Source organism: Streptomyces sp. NPDC056169 (assembly GCF_042268445.1).
In the GTDB taxonomy this organism is placed as follows: Bacteria; Actinomycetota; Actinomycetes; order Streptomycetales; family Streptomycetaceae; genus Streptomyces.
Map to the genome: position 1 here is coordinate 16403 of NZ_JBHJUO010000009.1, position 17808 is coordinate 34210.

At 74.2% G+C, this 17808-nt stretch carries 13 protein-coding genes; 6 read left to right on the forward strand and 7 right to left on the reverse strand.

What is annotated here, in order from left to right:
* The first annotated feature begins 79 nt into the window (after window positions 1-79).
* On the forward strand, window positions 80-835 hold the full coding sequence (locus ACFC0G_RS16115) for a GntR family transcriptional regulator (RefSeq protein ID WP_376403422.1): 756 nt from the start codon (window positions 80-82) through the stop codon (window positions 833-835).
* An 8-nt stretch (window positions 836-843) separates the two neighbouring features.
* Here the strand turns inward: ACFC0G_RS16115 and ACFC0G_RS16120 are convergent, their stop codons facing one another.
* The 4 genes from ACFC0G_RS16120 to ACFC0G_RS16135 all read right to left on the reverse strand — a co-directional run bounded on the left by ACFC0G_RS16120 (window position 844) and on the right by ACFC0G_RS16135 (window position 6857).
* Window positions 844-2646, reverse strand: coding sequence for a rhamnogalacturonan lyase (locus ACFC0G_RS16120; RefSeq protein WP_376403920.1), 1803 nt, complete (start codon window positions 2644-2646; stop codon window positions 844-846).
* Between the two features lie 145 nt (window positions 2647-2791).
* On the reverse strand, window positions 2792-4120 hold the full coding sequence (locus ACFC0G_RS16125) for a phytase (RefSeq protein WP_376403425.1): 1329 nt from the start codon (window positions 4118-4120) through the stop codon (window positions 2792-2794).
* 154 nt (window positions 4121-4274) lie between these two features.
* Entirely contained in the window at window positions 4275-5807 is a 1533-nt protein-coding gene (locus ACFC0G_RS16130) for an amino acid permease (RefSeq protein WP_376403428.1), read from the reverse strand.
* A gap of 75 nt (window positions 5808-5882) precedes the next feature.
* Complete coding sequence (locus ACFC0G_RS16135) at window positions 5883-6857, reverse strand: hypothetical protein (protein WP_376403431.1); 975 nt, start codon at window positions 6855-6857, stop codon at window positions 5883-5885.
* A gap of 327 nt (window positions 6858-7184) precedes the next feature.
* Here ACFC0G_RS16135 and ACFC0G_RS16140 point away from each other — a divergent pair, with 327 nt between their 5' ends.
* The 3 genes from ACFC0G_RS16140 to ACFC0G_RS16150 are packed head-to-tail and all read left to right on the forward strand — an operon-like array spanning window position 7185 to window position 11433.
* Window positions 7185-8747: an FGGY family carbohydrate kinase gene (locus ACFC0G_RS16140; RefSeq protein ID WP_376403434.1), complete on the forward strand. Its 1563-nt coding sequence runs from the start codon at window positions 7185-7187 to the stop codon at window positions 8745-8747.
* Window positions 8744-10168: an FAD-dependent oxidoreductase gene (locus ACFC0G_RS16145; RefSeq protein WP_376403437.1), complete on the forward strand. Its 1425-nt coding sequence runs from the start codon at window positions 8744-8746 to the stop codon at window positions 10166-10168. The genes ACFC0G_RS16140 and ACFC0G_RS16145 overlap by 4 nt, the downstream gene beginning before the upstream one ends.
* Before the next feature lie 41 nt (window positions 10169-10209).
* Complete coding sequence (locus ACFC0G_RS16150; protein WP_376403440.1) at window positions 10210-11433, forward strand: FAD-dependent oxidoreductase; 1224 nt, start codon at window positions 10210-10212, stop codon at window positions 11431-11433.
* 168 nt (window positions 11434-11601) lie between these two features.
* Here the strand turns inward: ACFC0G_RS16150 and ACFC0G_RS16155 are convergent, their stop codons facing one another.
* A complete protein-coding gene (locus tag ACFC0G_RS16155; RefSeq protein WP_376403443.1) occupies window positions 11602-13056 on the reverse strand; it encodes a hypothetical protein in 1455 nt (484 codons plus the stop codon).
* A gap of 340 nt (window positions 13057-13396) precedes the next feature.
* Between ACFC0G_RS16155 and ACFC0G_RS16160 the strand changes: the two genes are divergently transcribed.
* Both ACFC0G_RS16160 and ACFC0G_RS16165 read left to right on the forward strand, forming a co-directional pair.
* Window positions 13397-13873, forward strand: coding sequence for an NUDIX domain-containing protein (locus ACFC0G_RS16160; RefSeq protein WP_376403446.1), 477 nt, complete (start codon window positions 13397-13399; stop codon window positions 13871-13873).
* A 62-nt stretch (window positions 13874-13935) separates the two neighbouring features.
* Window positions 13936-14181, forward strand: a complete 246-nt coding sequence (locus ACFC0G_RS16165) for a hypothetical protein (RefSeq protein WP_376403449.1) — start codon at window positions 13936-13938, stop codon at window positions 14179-14181.
* Between the two features lie 9 nt (window positions 14182-14190).
* Here ACFC0G_RS16165 and ACFC0G_RS16170 read toward each other — a convergent pair whose 3' ends face one another.
* Both ACFC0G_RS16170 and ACFC0G_RS16175 read right to left on the reverse strand, forming a co-directional pair.
* A complete protein-coding gene (locus tag ACFC0G_RS16170) occupies window positions 14191-15396 on the reverse strand; it encodes a cytochrome P450 (RefSeq protein ID WP_376403922.1) in 1206 nt (401 codons plus the stop codon).
* 106 nt (window positions 15397-15502) lie between these two features.
* The gene (locus ACFC0G_RS16175; RefSeq protein ID WP_376403924.1) at window positions 15503-17524 is read right to left on the reverse strand and encodes an NAD-binding protein; all 2022 of its coding nucleotides are present in this window, start codon (window positions 17522-17524) and stop codon (window positions 15503-15505) included.
* Between the last annotated feature and the right edge of the window lie 284 nt (window positions 17525-17808).

A 17808-nucleotide genomic window follows, 5' to 3' on the forward strand; every position in this document is an offset into this window, starting at 1 on the left:
CGAAATGGTTTAGACCAATGATAGGTATTGATCACCCATACGACCCATGCGGTCACGCTGTGCTGAGAGAGGGTTGATCATGGCCGAGCCCGATACCGAGGTGGCGGAAGTGCCGCTCTATCTCCGGGTCGCCGCCGCGCTGCGCGAGGATCTCGCCAACCGGCACATCTCCCCCGGGAGCCGGCTCCCTTCCGAACGGTGCCTGTCCCAGCGCTACCACGTCAACCGGCAGACCGTCCGCAGCGCCCTCCAGCTCCTGCGGGACGAGCGCCTCGTGGTCACCGACCGGCGCGGCACGTTCGCCGCGGCGGCGGCGGACGCCGACCCCGCCGCCCCCGTACTGACGGCCCGCCGGCCGACCTTCCCCGGCGGGCCGCGCGTGAGCGAGGCCCTGGTGCGGGCCTCGCTCGCCTGGGAGCCACCGCCCACACCGCTCACCTCCCGGCTGCTGCTCGCCCCCGGCGAGCCGACGCTCGTCCACCGCCATCTGGTGCTCGGGCCCCAGGGGGCCGCGCTCCAGCGGGCCGTGTCGTGGTTCTCCCGGCCGGCGCTCGCCGAGATTCCCCAACTCGCCCGCTACCGGCGGATCAAGGACAGCCATCACCAGCCCGACCTGCGGCTGCTGTACCACTGGATGCACCAGGCGGGGCTGCGGATCACCCATCGGGAGTCGATCGGTGTCCCGCCCGGTCCGGCCGCGACGACGGCCGCCGGCGGAGCGGCCCGGCTGGTCGTCCACCGGACGGTGAGCGACCAGCACGGACACGCTCTGGAGATCACGGACATCGACTTCTCGGCGCAATCGACCGCCTGGACCTACGAGTTCAGCGCCTGACCCGCTCCCTACGGAGTCGTGATCAGCGGCCTCGGCGGGGTCCGCATGCCGCTGCCGATGTGGAAGCTCGGGTGCGGGGGCTGGTTGTAGGCGGTGTTCTGCCAGGCCAGCCCCGTGCGGTACATGGTGTCGTGCAGCAGGGTCGTGATCCGGGTCCCCGTCTCGTACGGCGTCGAGTAGATCCGCAGCGCGGTGTTGTCGCTCGTGCGCCACACGACCTCCTCCCGCCAGTCGCCGAGGATGTCCCCGGAGAGCGCGGGCGTCGCCTTGGTGGTGTTGTTCGACGCCACCGAGGCGCCGGTGAGGAGCCGGGTCTCGCCGTCGGGGCCGTACTTGTCGATCCGGGTCCCGTCGAGGAGTTCCCGGGTGGTGTCGCCGTCCCACCAGCTCAGGAAGTTGGCGGAGGAGGGCTCGCGGCCCTTGGTGGCCCCTGCCTCGTCCCGTACCGACGTGTCGGACGAGGACCACACCTCTGCTCCGTCGTTCCCGGCCCAGATGTCGCCGGCGACCCCGCGGCCGTTGTCGCAGCAGGCCGCGAGCTGCCAGCGGACGGTGCCGTTCGCCGGGTCGATGTACAGCTCGGCCGGCTGGGAGGACGACTCGGAGACCTTGAAGTACTCCAGGCCCGGCGTGCCCGGGTCGAGGTCGCCGAGGTGCTGGGCGTCGCCGTGGCCCGTCCTCGTGGTCCACAGGCCGCTGCCGTCGTCGTCCACGGCCATGGCGCCGTAGACGATCTCGTCCTTGCCGTCACCGTCCACGTCGCCCACGGAGAGGCTGTGCGAGCCCTGGCCGTCGTACCCCTTCCCGGTGTTCGTGGAACTCGACGAGTCGAAGGTCCACCGGCGGGTGAAGGCGCCGTCGCGCCAGTCCCAGGCGGCGATCACGCTCCGCGTGTAGTAGCCGCGCGCCATGATCAGTGAGGGGCGGGCGCCGTCGAGGTACGCGGTGGCCGCGAGGAAGCGGTCGACGCGGTTGCCGTAGGCGTCGCCCCAGGACGAGACGGTGCCGCGTGCGGGGACGTAGGCGGTGGTGCCCAGGGCGGCGCCCGTCCGCCCGTCGAACATCGTCAGGTACTCGGCGCCCGCCAGGACGTACCCGCTGCTGTTGCGGTGGTCGGCCGAGGCGCTGCCGATCACCGTGCCGCGTCCGTCGACGGTCCCGTCGGCGGTCTTCATGGCCACCTCGGCCCTGCCGTCGCCGTCGTAGTCGTAGACCTGGAACTGGGTGTAGTGCGCGCCGGAGCGGATGTTGCGGCCGAGGTCGATCCGCCACAGCCGGGTGCCGTCGAGCGTGACGCCGTCCACGACGGTGTTGCCGGTGTATCCGGACTGCGAGTTGTCCTTGGCGTTCGTCGGCTGCCACTTGAGGACGAAGTCCAGGTCGCCGTCGCCGTCGAGGTCGCCGACGGAGGCGTCGTTGGCCTCGTAGGTGTACGCCACCCCGTCGGGGGTCGTGCCGCCGGCCGGCGGGGTGATCGGCACGTCCTTGTAGCCGGCGCGGAACTGCACGGCGTGCACGGAGTCCGCCTGCTCGACGCCGCCGACGACCGCGCGGACCGTGTAGTCGGCCGTGCTCGGCGCGCCGGAGTGGAAGAAGTTCGTGGACGCCGTGACGGGCGCGGGGTTCACCTTGGTGCCGGCCCGGTAGACGTTGAAGGCGACGGAGTCCGGGTCGGTGCCCAGCCAGCGCCAGCTGACGAGGTTCCCGGTGTCGGTGTGGACGCTCACCACGCCCCGGTCGAGCCGTTCGGCCTGCCGCGCAGTGGCGGCGGACGCGGTCCCGGTGGTCGCGGTGAGCGCGGCACAGGTCATGACGCCCGCCGCGAGCGCGGCGGTCAAGCGGTGGGCGGCGAGGGACGGTTGCCGGTACTGCACGAGTCCTCCTGCGGGGGGAAGAGAGCCGTTGCGTACCTACCGGTCGCCGCCGCGCCGGGATCGGTTGCCCGGACCGTACGACTCAGTCGGCGTCGCGCGGGTCGAAGGACTCGGTGTCGACGATCAGGCGCCGGGGGAAGGCGCGGGCGACCGACTCCCAGGGGGTGAACTTGAAGTTCGTGCTCTCGCGTTCGCCGTCGGCGGGCGCGGCCTCCCCGTCGTGGGTGACGAGGACGCCCCGGGGGAAGTTCCGGCCGAGCGGGACGTTGACCACGGTGCTGCCGTCGGAGTGCTGCACCCCGTCGGTGGCGGCGCCGTCGCCGATCGCGAACGAGCCGAGGTAGGAGTTGTCACCCTCACGGTCGTAGGCGGCGAAGGTGTTGTCGCCCTGGCTGGAGGCGAGGACATAGCCCGCGCCGTCGCCGGCGTGGTAGACGGTGACGCCCTCGGCGTCGGCGCTCAGGTGCTCGCCGCCGAAACCGGGGTCGTGGGCGGTGTCGAGGACGCACTCCTCCTCGGCGGTGTCGTACGTCCACGGGGTGCCGTACTCACGGACCCTGTCGAGGAGTTCGGGTGCCTCGAACCGGGCGTCGTCGAGCTCGACGCGCCAGAGGCCGACGGCCTCCTGGGCCGCGTACAGGACGTGCTCCTCCTGGTCGACGGCCATGCCCTCGACCTGCGGGCGCTCGCCGGGGTCGGCGCAGGGCCGCCAGGAGGTGCCGTCGGGGAGGGTGAAGGAGGCGGGCAGGTCGAGGGTGTCCTCGGTGCGGTAGCCGACCCGGCCGCCGCGGTCCTCCAGTTCGAGCAGGCGCAGGCTCGTCTCCTCGCGCCGCGAGACCACGACGTACGCCTCGTCGTCGTCGCTGTACGCGGCGAGACCGTACGCGGTGTGCTGCTCGTCCACCTCGGGCTCGCTGCCGGCGAAGACCGGCGCCACGTCGGCGGCGGTCACGTCGCGCAGCGGCGGGCGGCCCGCGGCGACGGCGGCGGCGTCGATGGCGTAGGCCCGGACGCGGTCGCGGCCCCGGTCGCTGACCAGGGCCAGGTCGGTCTTCCGGCCGGCGAGTTCGAAGCCGTAGACGATGTCGACGTTGTTGAACCGGCCGGGTGCGGCGTCCTCACCGGGGGCCTGCGGCGCGGCGATGTGCTGGAGCCGGCGGCCGTCGAGGCCGTAGACGTCGAGCCCGGCCTCCTTGAGCGTGCCGATCACGATGCTGCGGCCGGGACGCGTGGGGTCGACCCAGACGGCGGGGTCGTCGGCGTTCGCGTTGCCGCCCGCCTCGTCGTCGTACACGGCGGGCGTCTCGACGCGCGCGGTGACGGCGACCGGGACGGGCTGGGTGGTCGCGGAGGCCGCGGTGACCACCGCGAGGGCGGCGGCGGCGAGAGCGGTCAGAGCGGAAGCGCTCACAGTACTCCTCGGTAGCGTTGGCGGACGGGCGAGACGCTACGGACGGAGGGTGGAGCACCGGGGACGTCGGCGTGAACACCGGATGCACCGTGAACCCCCGGCGTGTGTGCGGGGGTTCACGGTGTCGAGGCGGATCCGGGGAGCGGCAGGGCGGCTAGACGATGCCCTCCGAGATGTCCGCCTCCTCGCGGGCGGTTCCGTACGCCGTCGGGGTGCCGTACGAGCGGCGGGCGACGTACCACCAGACGCTGGCCAGGACGAGGACGACGGCGAGCGCGATCACGGCGTAGTTCATGGAGTCGACCGTCACGGGGGACTTCTGCGGCAGGCAGAACAGGACGGTCACCACGGCCACCCACACGACGGCGGTCCAGCCGATCGGCTTGCTCCACCGGCCGAGGCTCCACGGTCCGGGGGTGAAGCGGTTCCCGGCGCGCAGGCGGAGGTAGATCGGGATGGCGTAGGCGGGCGTGATGCCGATGACGTTGATCGCGGTGACCGCGCCGTAGGCGGTGGCCGAGTACAGCGAGGGGACGGCGAGCAGCGCCGCCACGGCGACGGCGAGCCAGACGGCCGGGACCGGGGTCTGGGTGCGACCGCTGACCTTCCGCCAGATCGCCGAGCCGGGAAGGGCGTTGTCGCGACTGAAGGCGAAGACCATGCGGCTCGCGGCGGCGACCTCGGCGTTGCCGCAGAAGAGCTGCGCGACGATCACGACGAGCAGGAGGGCGGTGGCGCCGCCGGAGCCGAGGGCGTCCAGGAGGATCTGGGCGGGCGGGACTCCGGTGGCGCTGTTCTGCGTGGCGGCGTAGTCCTGGATGGCGAAGCTCAGTCCGGCGAGGAGCGCGAAGCCGGCGATCCAGGAGACCCAGATGGCCCGCACGATGCCCTTGGCGGCGGTGACCGAGGCGTTCGAGGTCTCCTCGGAGAGGTGGGCCGAGGCGTCGTAGCCCGAGAAGGTGTACTGGGCGAGGAGCAGGCCGATCGCGGCGACGTAGAAGGGGTTGGCCCAGCCGGTGTCGTTGACGAACTCGGTGAAGACGAAGTCGACGGACTGGTGGCGGTCGGGGACGAACGCGAGCGCGCCGACGATGAGCGCGACACCCGCGAGGTGCCACCAGACGCTGACCGAGTTGAGGACGCTGACCAGGCGGACGCCGAAGAGGTTGAGGGCGGCGTGCAGCAGCAGGATCGCGAGGAAGATGAGGAAGGTGGAGCCCGCCGTGGGTTCGAAGCCCCACTGGAGGTTGAGGAAGGCCCCGGTGAAGAGCGCGGCTCCGTAGTCGATGCCGGCGATGGCGCCGAGCAGACCGAGGAGGTTCAGCCAGCCGGTGTACCAGCCCCAGCGCCGTCCGCCGAGCCGGTCCGCCATGTAGTAGAGGGCGCCGGAGGTGGGGTAGGCGCTGGTCACCTCGGCGAGGGCGAGGCCGACGCAGAGGACGAAGAGGCCGACGCCCGCCCAGCCCCAGAGCATGACGGCGGGTCCGCCCGTGCCCATCCCGAAGCCGTAGAGGGTCATGCAGCCGGAGAGGACCGAGATGACGGAGAAGCTGATCGCGAAGTTGCCGAAGCCTCCCATGCGGCGGGCCAGGACCGGCTGGTAGCCGAGCTCTCTGAGCCGCGCCTCCTCGTCCTGGGCGGGGGGTGGCTTGCGTATCGCGTCGGACTGGGCCGTGGTGCGGGACATGGGTACCTCCGGGGACGGGCGGTGAGCGGGGGGAAGGAGCGGGGTCGTGCGTACGGGGGCGCCGCGGGCGGGGCGTCAACCGGTGAGACAGCGGGACCGGGCGCGCAGGAAGACGTCCTCCGCGTGGGCCCGGTCGTCCGGCCGGTCGGTGCGGTAGGCCCACGGCAGCGTCGCGTAGTACGGGCCGAGTGCCTTGAAGACCCGGGCCGCGTCGTCGAAGCGGAGGGCTCCGTAGAGGGCGTGCGCCAGGTAGTTGAGGTCGAGCAGGGAGGCCTCTTCGGTGGCACAGAAGAAGAACCAGGTGTCCAGGGCGCGCTCGGCGTCGCGGACGGCGTCCTCGGCGACCCAGTGCAGGTCGAGGGCGCGCTCGTGGCCGCGCTCGCGCCGGTAGCGCTCGACGCGCACGTAGAGCGGGAGGGCGTGCAGGGCGGAGCCGACGGGGGCGGACGTGGCGGCCCACTGGGCGTAGTTGACGGCCTCGGAGAGCGGTCCGGGGCTGCGGGCGTAGACGAACTGGAGCATGCGGTGGTGCGCTTCGCGGTTGTACGGGTCGCGTTTCTCCGCCTCGGCGAGCAGGCCCCAGGGGCCGGGGGCCAGCATGGGCGCCGGCGGGGAGAGCCGGTGCTCCGCCATGCGCTGGCGTCCGTCGAGGGCGGCGAGCGCGAGGAGGCCGACCCAGGGCACGGGGTCGGCGGGGGCCAGTTCGGCGGCCTCGCGGCAGCCGGTCCAGGCCTCCTGCCAGAGTTCGCGGGTGCGGGCGTGGCCGGCGCGGTGGGCGCGGACGGCCCGCTCCACGGCGACACGGCTGTGCATCACGGTGGCGGCGATGCTCCCGGGCTGTTCGGTGCGCCAGGTGTGGACGACGTCGGTGCCCGCGGCGACGGCGGCGAGCACCTGGGTGCGCCGGGTCCAGCCGTCCCAGCCCGACGTCTCGTCGAGCAGCCGGGCCATGGCCACCCAGCGGCCGGTGCGCAGGTCCTGGACGGCACCCCGCAGGGCGTGGTCGTGTCCCGCGGGGTGGTAGACGGGACGGAAGCCCTGAGCGGCCATCAGGGGGTGGGGCCTGGTGTGGGGCCTGGCGTGGATCCTGGTGTGGGCGACATGGTTCCTCGGTGGATGGAGGGGGGTGGTCAGTCCCCCGACGGCCTTCCTGCCGTTGATCGGCGATCACTATAGAGGGCACTGGACTCGACCAGTCCACTCTTCTGGGCGACAGTAACTATTAAGCCAGCGACTGAATTTGACTTGCTGTCAGGAAGGCAGGTTCGACCTGACGGTGTCGGCCGCCGATGCTTGACGCCGGGCCCGGACAGCGGCACCCTGACCCTTTTCGGTGATCGGACGATCACCCTCCGATCCTGCGACGGGAGCAGCGCAATGACGGGCGGCCCGGTACTCGCCGTCGACCAGGGCACCTCGGGCACGAAGGCGCTCGTCCTCTGCCCGGAGCGCGGGGTGATCGGCACGGGCACGGCCCCGGTCCGGCCCCGGTACCTCCCGGGCGGTCTGGTCGAGGTCGACCCGCGTGAGCTGTACGACTCCGTCGTCGCGGCCGGCCGGGCGGCACTGGCCGAGGCGGGCACCCCGGTCACGGCCGTGGGTCTCGCCAACCAGGGCGAGACCGTCCTCGCCTGGGACCCCGCCACCGGCGAGCCCCTCACGGACGCGCTCGTCTGGCAGGACCGCCGGGCCGCCTCCGTCTGCGACGGGCTCGACGACCACGCCGAGCAGCTGCGCCATCTCACCGGCCTGCCCGTGGACCCTTACTTCGCCGCACCCAAGATGGCCTGGATCCGCCGTCACGCCACCGGCGCCGGGGTGGTCACCACCAGCGACTCCTGGCTCGTCCACCGGCTGACGGGCGCTTTCGTCACCGACGCGGCGACCGCCGGACGCACCGGACTGCTGGATCTGGACACGGTCGCCTGGTCGGAGACGGCCCTCGACCTGTACGGCCTGGGCGGCGAGCGGCTGCCCCGGGTGGTGGACTGCGACACCCCGGTCGGCACGACGACGGCCTTCGGCCCGCCGCTGCCGCTGACCGGCCTCCTCGTCGACCAGCAGGCCGCCCTGCTCGCGCAGAGCGCGAGCGACCCGGCCGCCGCCAAGTGCACCTACGGCACGGGCGCCTTCCTCCTCGCGCAGACCGGGCCCGAGCCCCGGCGCGGCACCTCCGGCCTGGTGAGCTGTGTCGCCTGGCGGCTCGGCGGGCGCGTCGCCCACTGCCTGGACGGCCAGGTGTACACCGTCGCCTCGGCGGTCCGCTGGCTCACCGACCTGGGCGTCCTCGCCGGGGCGGAGGAGATCGACGCGGTCGGCGGCGGTGTGCCGGACACCGGCGGGGTCACCTTCGTGCCCGCGCTCGCCGGCCTCGCCGCGCCGTGGTGGCGGGGGGACGTGCGCGGCTCGCTCACCGGGCTCGGTCTGGACACCTCCCCCGGCCATCTGGTCCGCGCGCTGTGCGAGGGCATCGCCGCCCAGGTGGTGGAGCTCGCCGCGGCGGTCGCCTCCGACCGGGGCGCACCGCTGACCTCGCTGCGCGCGGACGGGGGCCTGACCCGGTCCGCGCTGCTCATGCAGACCCAGGCCGATCTGCTGCAACTGCCCGTCGAGGTCTCGTCGTTGCCCGATGCCACGGCCCTCGGGGTGGGCGCGGTGGCCCGGCTCGGCCGCCACCCGGGGCTCACGCTCCGCGAGGCGGTCCCGGAGTGGAAGCCCTCGGCCGTCTACGAGCCCCGCATCCCGGCCGACGAGGCCGCCGCACGGCTGGCCGCGTTCCGCGCGGAGGTGTCGGTACTCGTCGACCGCGGCAGCGGCCGCGGCGGGGCGGGGGGTGGCGGGCGTACAGGTCCGGGCGACGCCGCGAGCACCGGCCCGGGGGACGCCGGGAGCGCCGGCGCGGGGAATCCCGGAAATGCCGGCGCGGGCAGCGCCGGATGAGCGTCACGCGCACCGGCCCGCTGTCCTCGGAGCAGGAAGCCGAGTACGACGTCGTGGTCGTCGGGGCGGGGGTCGTGGGCTGCGCCATCGCCCGCGCCCTGGCCCGCCACCCGCTGCGGGTCGCGCTCGTGGAGGCCGCGAACGACGTCGGCGACGGTACGTCCAAGGCCAACACCGCCATCCTGCACACCGGTTTCGACGCCGTCCCGGGCACGCTCGAAGCCCGCCTCGTCCGCGAGGGGCACCGGCTGCTCGGCGCGTTCGCCGGCGAGGCGGGGATTCCCGTCGAGCCGCTCGGCGCGCTGCTCGTCGCCTGGGACGAGCAGCAGCTCGCCACGCTCCCCCGGCTCGCGGAGAAGGCCGAGCGCAACGGCCACCGCACCACCCGGATGCTGTCCGCCGAGGAACTCCGGTCCCGTGAGCCCCACTTGGGCCCGGGGGCGCTCGCCGCGCTCGCCGTTCCCGGCGAATCGGTGATCTGCCCGTGGACGACCACCCTCGCATACGCGACGCAGGCCGTCCGCTCCGGAGTCGACCTCCACCTCAACTGCCGGGTGGAGAAGGTGCGTACGGGCGATCCGTGGCACCGGCTCGTCACCGGGCGCGGGGTGCTGCGGACCCGGTACCTGGTGAACGCCTGCGGGCTCCACGCGGACGCCTTCGACGCACTGCTCGACCGCCACGACTTCGCCGTCACCCCCCGCCGGGGCCAGCTGCTCGTCTTCGACAAGTTCGCCCGTGACCTGGTCCGCCACATCCTGCTCCCGGTCCCCGGGCCGCTCGGCAAGGGCGTGCTCGTCTCGCCCACGGTGTACGGGAACGTCATGCTCGGACCCACCGCCGAGGACCTCGACGACAAGAGCGCCACCGGCACGACGGCGGAGGGGCTCGCCGGCCTCCGCGAGCAGGGCGGACGCATCCTTCCCGCGCTGCTCGACGAGGAGGTCACGGCAGTCTACGCGGGTCTGCGGGCCGCGACCGGGCAGGAGGACTACCGGTGCGCGGCCCATCCCGCGCTGCGATACGTCACGGTGGGCGGCATCCGCTCCACCGGGCTCACCGCCTCCCTCGCGCTCGCCGAGCACGTCCTCGGACTCCTCGCGGACTGCGGGCTCGCCCCCGGGCCCGAGCGTCCGCTCGCCCCCGTCCGCATGCCGAATCTCGGCGAGGCCTTCCCCCGCCCGTACCGCGACGCGCAACTCATCGCCAAGGACCCCGAGTTCGGCGCGGTCGTCTGCCACTGCGAGCGGGTGACGCGGGGCGAGATCCGGGCCGCGTACGCGTCGACGATCCCCCCGGCGGGCCCGGACGGACTGCGGCGCCGGACGCGCGCCCGGGGCGGGCGGTGCCAGGGCCACTTCTGCGGCGCGGAGGTACGGGCGCTGAGCGAGGAGTACGGGCGGGGGCGGGAGTCGCGGTGAAGGAGGGGCAGGTCAACGGAGGTTCGGCGCAGGGGGTTCCGGTGAGCCGGACGGTCGACGTGCTCGTCGTCGGCGCGGGGCCAGCCGGGCTCGCCGCCGCCGCGCGGCTCGCCGCGGCGGGCGCGGGACGCGTCGAGGTGCTGGAGCGGGAGCGCACGGCCGGCGGCGTACCGCGGCACTGCGGGCATCCCGGTTTCGGCGCGGACCACCGGGGGCGGCCGCTCGACGGCCCGGCGTACGCGCGCCGCACGGTCCGGGCGGCGCTGCGCGCCGGAGCCGTGGTCCGTACCGGGGTCTCCGCGACCGGCTGGGCCGGGCCGCTCACCCTCGACGTCACCGCGCCGACCGGGCTCGAACGGATCCGGGCGCGCGCCGTGGTCCTCGCGACGGGGGCCCGCGAGCGACCGCGCAGCGCCCGGCTCGTACCGGGCTCCCGGCCGTCCAGGGTTCTCACCACGGGCGAACTCCAGCAGACGGTGAGGCTGTTCGGGCCGCGCGACGGGGACGTGCGCGAGCGCGTCGGGCGGCGGGCGGTGGTCGTCGGCGGTGAGCCGGTGGCCCGGCACGCGGTACGGGCGCTGCGCGCGGCGGGCGTGGACGTGGCCGCGGTCGTCACCGAACTGCCGCGCGCGGCAGCCGGGTTCGGAGCCGTACCCGTCCTGACCCGGACGGCGGTGGCCGAGCTGCTCGGCCGGGGCCGGCTGACCGGGGTGGCGGTCCGGGGCCGGGACGGGCGGACGTCCGTGCTGCGCTGCGACACCGTGGTGTTCACCGGGGACTGGATCCCCGATCACGAGCTGGCCCGGGCGCGCGGTCTGGCACCGGCGCCGGGGACCCGCGGGCCCGTCACGGACGACGGGTACCGCACGGCCGAGCCGGGGGTCTTCGCGGTCGGCAACCTGCTGCGCGGGGTGGAGCCGGCGCCGGTGGCCGCCGCCGAGGGCCGGGCGGTCGCCGCCGCCGTCCTCGACCTGCTCGCCGGGGTGCCCCGGGCCGCCGCGGGAGTGCCGGTGCTGACGGAGGGGCCCCTGCGGTGGGTGACACCCGGTCTCCTCGGCCCGGCGTCCGTCCCCCTGCTCGTCCGACCGGACCGGCGTCTCGTACGACCGCTCCTGACCGTCGCCCAGGAGGGCGTCCCGCTCCGGCGGGAGCGGCTGCGCGGGGAGCTCGTGCCCTGGCGTTCGGTGCGGCTCGGGCCGGAGTGGACGAGCGGCGTGGACCTGGCGGGCGGACCGGTCGTGGTCGGCGCGGCGGAGTACCCCTGATCCGGAGGGGAACGGCATCGGCTCCCGCCACGCGCGATCCGCGCGGCGGGGGCCGATGCCGGTGGGGCCGATGCCGGTGGGGCCGATGCAAGTGGGGCCGATGCCGCCGAGGGCTGGGCCGCCGAGGACGGGGTCGGCGAGGGCGGGGTCGGCGAGGGCGGGGCCGGACTACGGGGCGTCCAGCTGCGCCTTGCTGTGGGCGTAGAGAACGCGCTCGCACACGAGGCCCAGGCACTTCGCCGACTCGCCGTCCTCAAGGGCCTCGGCGTTCACCGCAGGGCCGTAGTGCACGGAGACCGACCACAGGCGCTGCGCGCCGCGTTCGTAGTAGAGGTCCTCGGCGCCCGTGGCGGTCTTGATCGCGCTGCCGTTGGACACCAGCGCGCCGTTGCTCCACTTGTAGCGCCACAGGTTGCCCGGACTGTTGTGACCGGCGCTCTGGTTGACGTACAGCTTGTCGCCCATCGCGAGCGCGCCCTGGGCCCCGCCGTCCGTCATCGGCAGGTAGTTGGCCCAGCCCTCGGCCGCCACCTCGCCGGAACGGTTCTCCAGGCTCTTGACGGGGAACGAGGCGATGCGGCCGGGCGAGGGGTAGCCGCTCTCCGGACGGCAGTACTCGCCCATGATCAGCCGGTCCGGGGTCGTGCTGCGGTCGAGCGACAGGTAGGACGCCTTCGGGGCGCCCGTGCTCACGCACTTGAACGTACCCGTGGGGTTGGTCTGGTCGACCTTGAACTTCCAGGCGGCCACCTGCGGCATGACGTAGCGGTAGCCGAAGCTGTACCAGACGTTGTTGTCGCGGCCGACCTTCGTCTTGTCCTCGACGTTGGACGTGGTCTGCACCCCGTCGGTGTCCGCGCCCATCGCGTCACCGGCCTTGCCGTCCCCGTTGGGATCCAGGTCCATGATCTTCTCCATGTCGAAGATCCGGATGCCGTTGCGGGTGTCGGCGACGTAGAGGTAGTGGCCGTACCAGACCATGCCGCCCGCGTGCAGGCCGTTCTGCATCTCCTTGTCCGGGTTCGGGACCGTCGAGCCCTCGGAGGCGTGCACGCCGTCGAAGGAGATGTGGTCGGCACCGTTCTCGTACGCCCAGCCCAGCAGCACGTGCCGGTACTTCACCGTGCCGTCGGCGCGGCGCTGCACGAAGGAGACCCGCACGCCCTTCTGGCTGCAGGCGTCGTTCGCCTTCAACTCGTCGGCACTGCAGTCGCCGACCTCGTTCCCGTTGCTGTCGCGTCCCGGGTCCCAGTTGTCGTAGGACGCATAGAGCTGGATGTTCGTGTCGTTGCCGGTGCCGTACTGCTCGTTGTCCGCGGCGTCCGAGACGCCGGTCATGGCCTGCGGGATCCACTCGCGCGAGGTCGAGTCGTCGTTCTCCAGGCACCACTTGAGGGCCGGAGCCGGAGCCGTGCCGAACGGGTCACGGGCGCACGACGTCGTGTTCACGGTGCGGTTGGCGTCGGCGAGGAGCTTCGACACGCCCGACTTGGGCAGGACGCCGTCGAGGCGGGCGACGCGCTCGGCGGTCGTCCCGTTCATCGCGCCGGCCTGCAGGGTGAAGTCCGAGGGGTCGGCGGCCCCGCCGGGCCCGGTCCATCCCAGGGCACCCACGGGTGCCACGGCGCTCACCGTCGCCTGCGGTTCCTGAAGCCCCGACGGCGCGGCCGTCTCCCCGGCGTGGGCCGGGGCCGACAGACCGGTCAGAGCCAGCGTGACCGCGGTGGCGGCGGTCAGCCACGCCCGGGCCCTACGGGTCCGGGACGTGCGGGGGGATGTGTGGGGGGGACATGCGGTTCTGCCTCCGTTGTTGCTGCTGCGACAGCCGAATCGAACGAAGGCTTTCAGGACGCTCACGCGGAAGGCAAGCCGTTCGATGGGTCAACCACGTACACCTGAACGGGATGTGGGGTGTTGCACCGGAACCTCCGATTCCGGGTGTCGTTCCGTCAGACTTGGCCGTATGTCGGACAAGCGCAGTGCGGGTCTTCTGGTCTTCCGTCGGACGGCGGACAGCGGAGTCGAGGTCCTCATCGGCCACATGGGCGGGCCCTTCTGGGCCTCCCGGGAGCGGGAGGCCTGGTCGATTCCCAAGGGGGAGTACGAGCCGGACGAGCCACCCGAGGCGGCGGCGCGGCGGGAGTTCCTGGAGGAGCTGGGGCTGCCGGCCCCCGAGGGCACCTGGATCGACCTCGGGGAGGCGCGGCAGCGCAGCGGGAAGACCGTCACCGTCTGGGCGGTCGAGGGTGACCTCGACCCGGCGGCGGTGGTGCCGGGCACCTTCACCATGGAATGGCCGCCCCGGTCCGGTGTCCACGAGGAGTTCCCGGAGATCGACCGGGTCGGCTGGTTCGCCCCGGAGACGGCCGCTCCGCTGCTCGTCGCCGGCCAGCGGGTCTTCCTGGAACGGCTGGCGGAGCACCTCGGCACACAAGCCTGACCCCCCGTTGTCAGACCCGTGCGAGAGGGTGGTGAGCGCAGACTGTCGAGAGGGAGCCCGACATGACCACGATGACCGCCAACGAGCGCGCGGCGGCCCAGGCGTACCTGCGGCTGCTCGAGTCCACGCAGGCCGTGCTGACCGACCCGCAGCTCGCCCCGTACGCCGGGATGATGCTCACCCATCCGATGGCGGAGGCCGACGAGGCGCTTCGCGCGGCGGGCCTCTCGGGGAACGAGGACCGACTACTGCGCCTCGTCTCCTCGCTGCGGGCCTCCCCCGCGAACGCCTGGGGAAGGACCGGGTAGGGGTGTCCGTCAGGGGGTCGGGCGGACCGGGAGCGCCCGGACGCTGTTGCCGACGAAGCCGGAGTGGCGGGTCAGCTCGGCCTCCGGGACGGCCAGGTCCAGGTCGGGGAAGCGGGTGAAGAGCGCCTCCAGGGCGATCGCGGCCTCCATGCGGGCGAGCGGGGCGCCCAGGCAGTAGTGGGGGCCGTGGCCGAGAGAGAGGTGCTTCGCCGCCGAGGTGCGGGTGATGTCGAAGCGGTCGGCGTCCGGGCCGTGCGCCTTCGCGTCGCGACCCGCCGCCGAGTAGCCGGCGAGGACGGGGGTGCCCCGGGGGATGAGGGTGCCGTCGACCGTGAGGTCGCGGGTGGGGTAGCGGAACGGGAAGTAGCTGACCGGGCTGTCCCAGCGCAGGGTCTCCTCCACCACGTCCGCCCACGCGGCCCGGCCTTCGAGGACGAGGGCGAGCTGCTCGCGGTGGCCGCAGAGGGCCCGTACGGCGTTGGTGACGAGGTTCAGCGTGGTCTCGTGGCCCGCGACGATCATCAGGAGCAGGGTGCCGATCAGCTCGGGCTGGCTCAGCCGGTCGCCGCCCTCGTCCCGGGCGGCGATGAGGGCGCTGGTGAGGTCGTCGCCGGGTGCGCGGGCCTTGTCGCCGGCGATGGAGGCGAGGAGCTCCACGAGTTCGCGGTTGGCGGCGACGGCCTGTGCGGGCTCGGTGTCGGTGGCGACGACGAGGCTGGAGAGGTGGTGCAGCCGGTCCTGGTGGGCGGGGTCGACGCCGAAGAGTTCGCAGATGACCCCGAGGGGCAGCGGGAGCGCGTAGTGGCGGCGCAGGTCGGCGACGCCGCCGCCGGTCCCGGCCGCCTCGGCGAGTCCGTCGAGGAGCCCCGCCGTGACGGCCTCGACGCGCGGGCGGAGCTCCTCGACCCGGCGTGCGGTGAAGGCGCTGCTGACCAGGGCGCGCAAGCGGCGGTGGTCGGCGCCGTCCGCGGTGATCATGCCCGGCACGGTGGCGAAGGTGCGCAGGGGCCAGCCGTCGGGTATCCGGCCCTCGGCGAGGGCGGTGAAGTGCTGGGGGCCCTTGGCGACGTCGGGGTGGGAGAGGAAGTCACGGAGGGCGTCGTGGCCGAGCACGGCCATGCCCTCGATGTCGCCGGGCAGGACCACCGGGGTCACGGCGCCCTCGGCGAGGAGCCGGGCGTTGGCCGCGTGCGGGCAGCCGCCGGCCGGGTCCATGCGGTGCGGCGGCCGGCCGGGGGCGGCACTGTGCGGGGTGTTCACGGAAGGCACTCCTGACTGCGGAGGCGGGCCGGTGCGGCACGCGAGCGGTCAGATCCTACGGTCAACCCGACGGTGGTTGTACGGAGTTGTCCGGTGTACGGACGGCGGCGGCGCGGCCCGTCGCGGCCCTGCGGTCCGTCGCGGCCCCGCGGCCCGTCGCGGCGCCACGGCCCGTCGCGGCCCCGCGGCCGAGGAGTTCGGCCAGGCCCCGGCGGGTCGCGGCCACGATCACCCGGTCGGACGGGCCGAGGACGCGCTCAGGGGCGAGGCGCCAGTCCTGGCCCCGGGCCGCGGCCCCGGTGCCGTACCGGGTGCCGTACGCGGGGGCGGTCCGGTCGAGGGCGATGACCCGCCAGGCTCCCGGCGTGAAGGCCTCGGCGACCGTGCGGTCCTCCAGGAGCGGATGGTCCGCGACGTCGACGGCGGCGAAGAGCAGGACCCGGCGCTCGACGGGGACGGCACCGAGGACCTGGCGGCCCATCATGGCCCCGGCGAAGGCGGGCGCGGCGAGGTGGGAGACGCTGCGGCTGCGGGTGAGCGCCTCGGGGTGGGCGGTGCGCAGGGTGCGGTAGACGGCGGTGGCGAAGTCGTCGTCGTACAGGCGGAGCACGACCCGCAGGTCGGGGGCGACGGAGCGGGCGGAGAGCGCGGCCTCCAGGTTGGTGATGTCGACGCTGGTCAGGGCGAGGAGGGCGTGGGCCCGGTGGATGCGGGCGGCCTCCAGGACGCCTTCCTCCGTGACGTCGCCGATGACGGTGGGGACGCGCAGCCGCCGGGCGACGGCGACGCCGCGCGCCTCCGGGTCGGACTCGACGCACACGACGGGGATGTCCATCCGGCGGAGCCGGGCGAGGACCCGGGTGCCGACCTTGCCGAGGCCGAGGAGGACGACGTGGCCGGAGAGTCCGCGGGGCGGCCGGCGCAGTGTGGTCGCCGTGCGGAAGGTCCCGAGGCCTTCGAGGAGGGCGGCGACGATCACGGGCAGCAGGAGCAGTCCGACGAACCCGGCGAGGATCTGGAGGACCTGACGGCCGGTCGGCTCGCCGACGGCCGGGTCGCCGATGGCGAAGACGTCGAGGAGCGTCAGATAGGCGGCGTGCAGGGGGTGGTCGCCGGTGGTGAAGGTGGAGGCGAGGGCCAGGGCGAGGACGGCGGCGGCCGCCCCGCCGAGGGACCAGCGCAGGCGGCGGGAGAAGAGCGAGGCGACGGGCAGCCCGGAGGCGCCGAAGCGGCCGGCCGGGAGGGTCGGGGCGGCCGAGGTGACCGCTTCGAGGGTGACGGCGGCCCGGCCGGTGGCGGCGGCCACCGTACGGTCGTCCGGCAGGAGGCGCGGGCCCTCGTCGCCGCTGCGCTCGGAGCCCTCGCAGCCCGCCGGGTCGCCGGCCGTGGCGGACAGCAGCGCGAGCGTGCACCGGCCGGGGTCGGGGGCCTCGCCCGCGGGCGGCGTCCGCTCGACGGCGTGCAGCAGGAGTCCGCCCGCCTGGACGACCTTGCTGGTGCCCGCGACGGCCGCCGCGGTGAGCCCCGGGGCGGCGGTGTCGACATCGGAGAGGACGGTGGTGGCGGCGTCGAGCTTCTCGGGGTCGAGGCCCGGTTCGGCGACGGCCGCGGCCTGGTCGAGGAGGGTTTCGAGGTGCTGGCCGAGCTTGCGGTTGTAGAGCCGGATGACCAGGCGCAGCCGGGGGTTGAGGCGGCGGGCGGTGAGCGCGGCCCGGATGTTGGTCTCGTCGTCCTCGTGGACGAGGGCGAGCGCGGCGGCGCGCTCGACTCCGGCGTCCACCAGGGCCCGGTCGTCGGCCTCCGCGGCCTCGACGACCCGCAGCGTGCCGGTCGGCTCGGCGCCGTCCTGGTCGCCGCCGGCCGCGCCCGTGGTCCCGGCCGCGGTGGCGGTGGCGCCGCCGGTGGTGCGGGTGACGGCGGCGGTGACGCGTCCGAAGAGGGCGAGGGCCCTGCCGGTGCGGGCGGTGGGGGTGCGCGGGGCGTCGGGCCGTACCGGTACGAGGAGGGTGACCCGCTCTCCGTACACCCCGTGTAGTTCGCCCGCGAGGCGGTGGGCGAGGGCGTCGTCCCCGCAGACGATCATGTGGCCCGCGGGGGCGGTGCGGGGCTGCCGGTCGGTCCGGAACGCGGGCGCGCCGAAGGGCCCGCCGGCCGGGCTTCCCGGGGCCCGCGCGGGACCGGGCACCGGCCGGGTGGCCCCTTCGGCGGGCGGCAGGGCGGCAGGCGGCACTGCGGTGGGAGGCACGGCGCCGGGAGGCACGGCGGTGGGCGGCGCTCCGGCCTCCGGCGTTCCTGCGGGTGGGGCTCCTCCGGGTGGGGCGTCGGCGCTGCCGGCCGGAACGGCGTTGTTCTGGTTCGGGTGTGAGG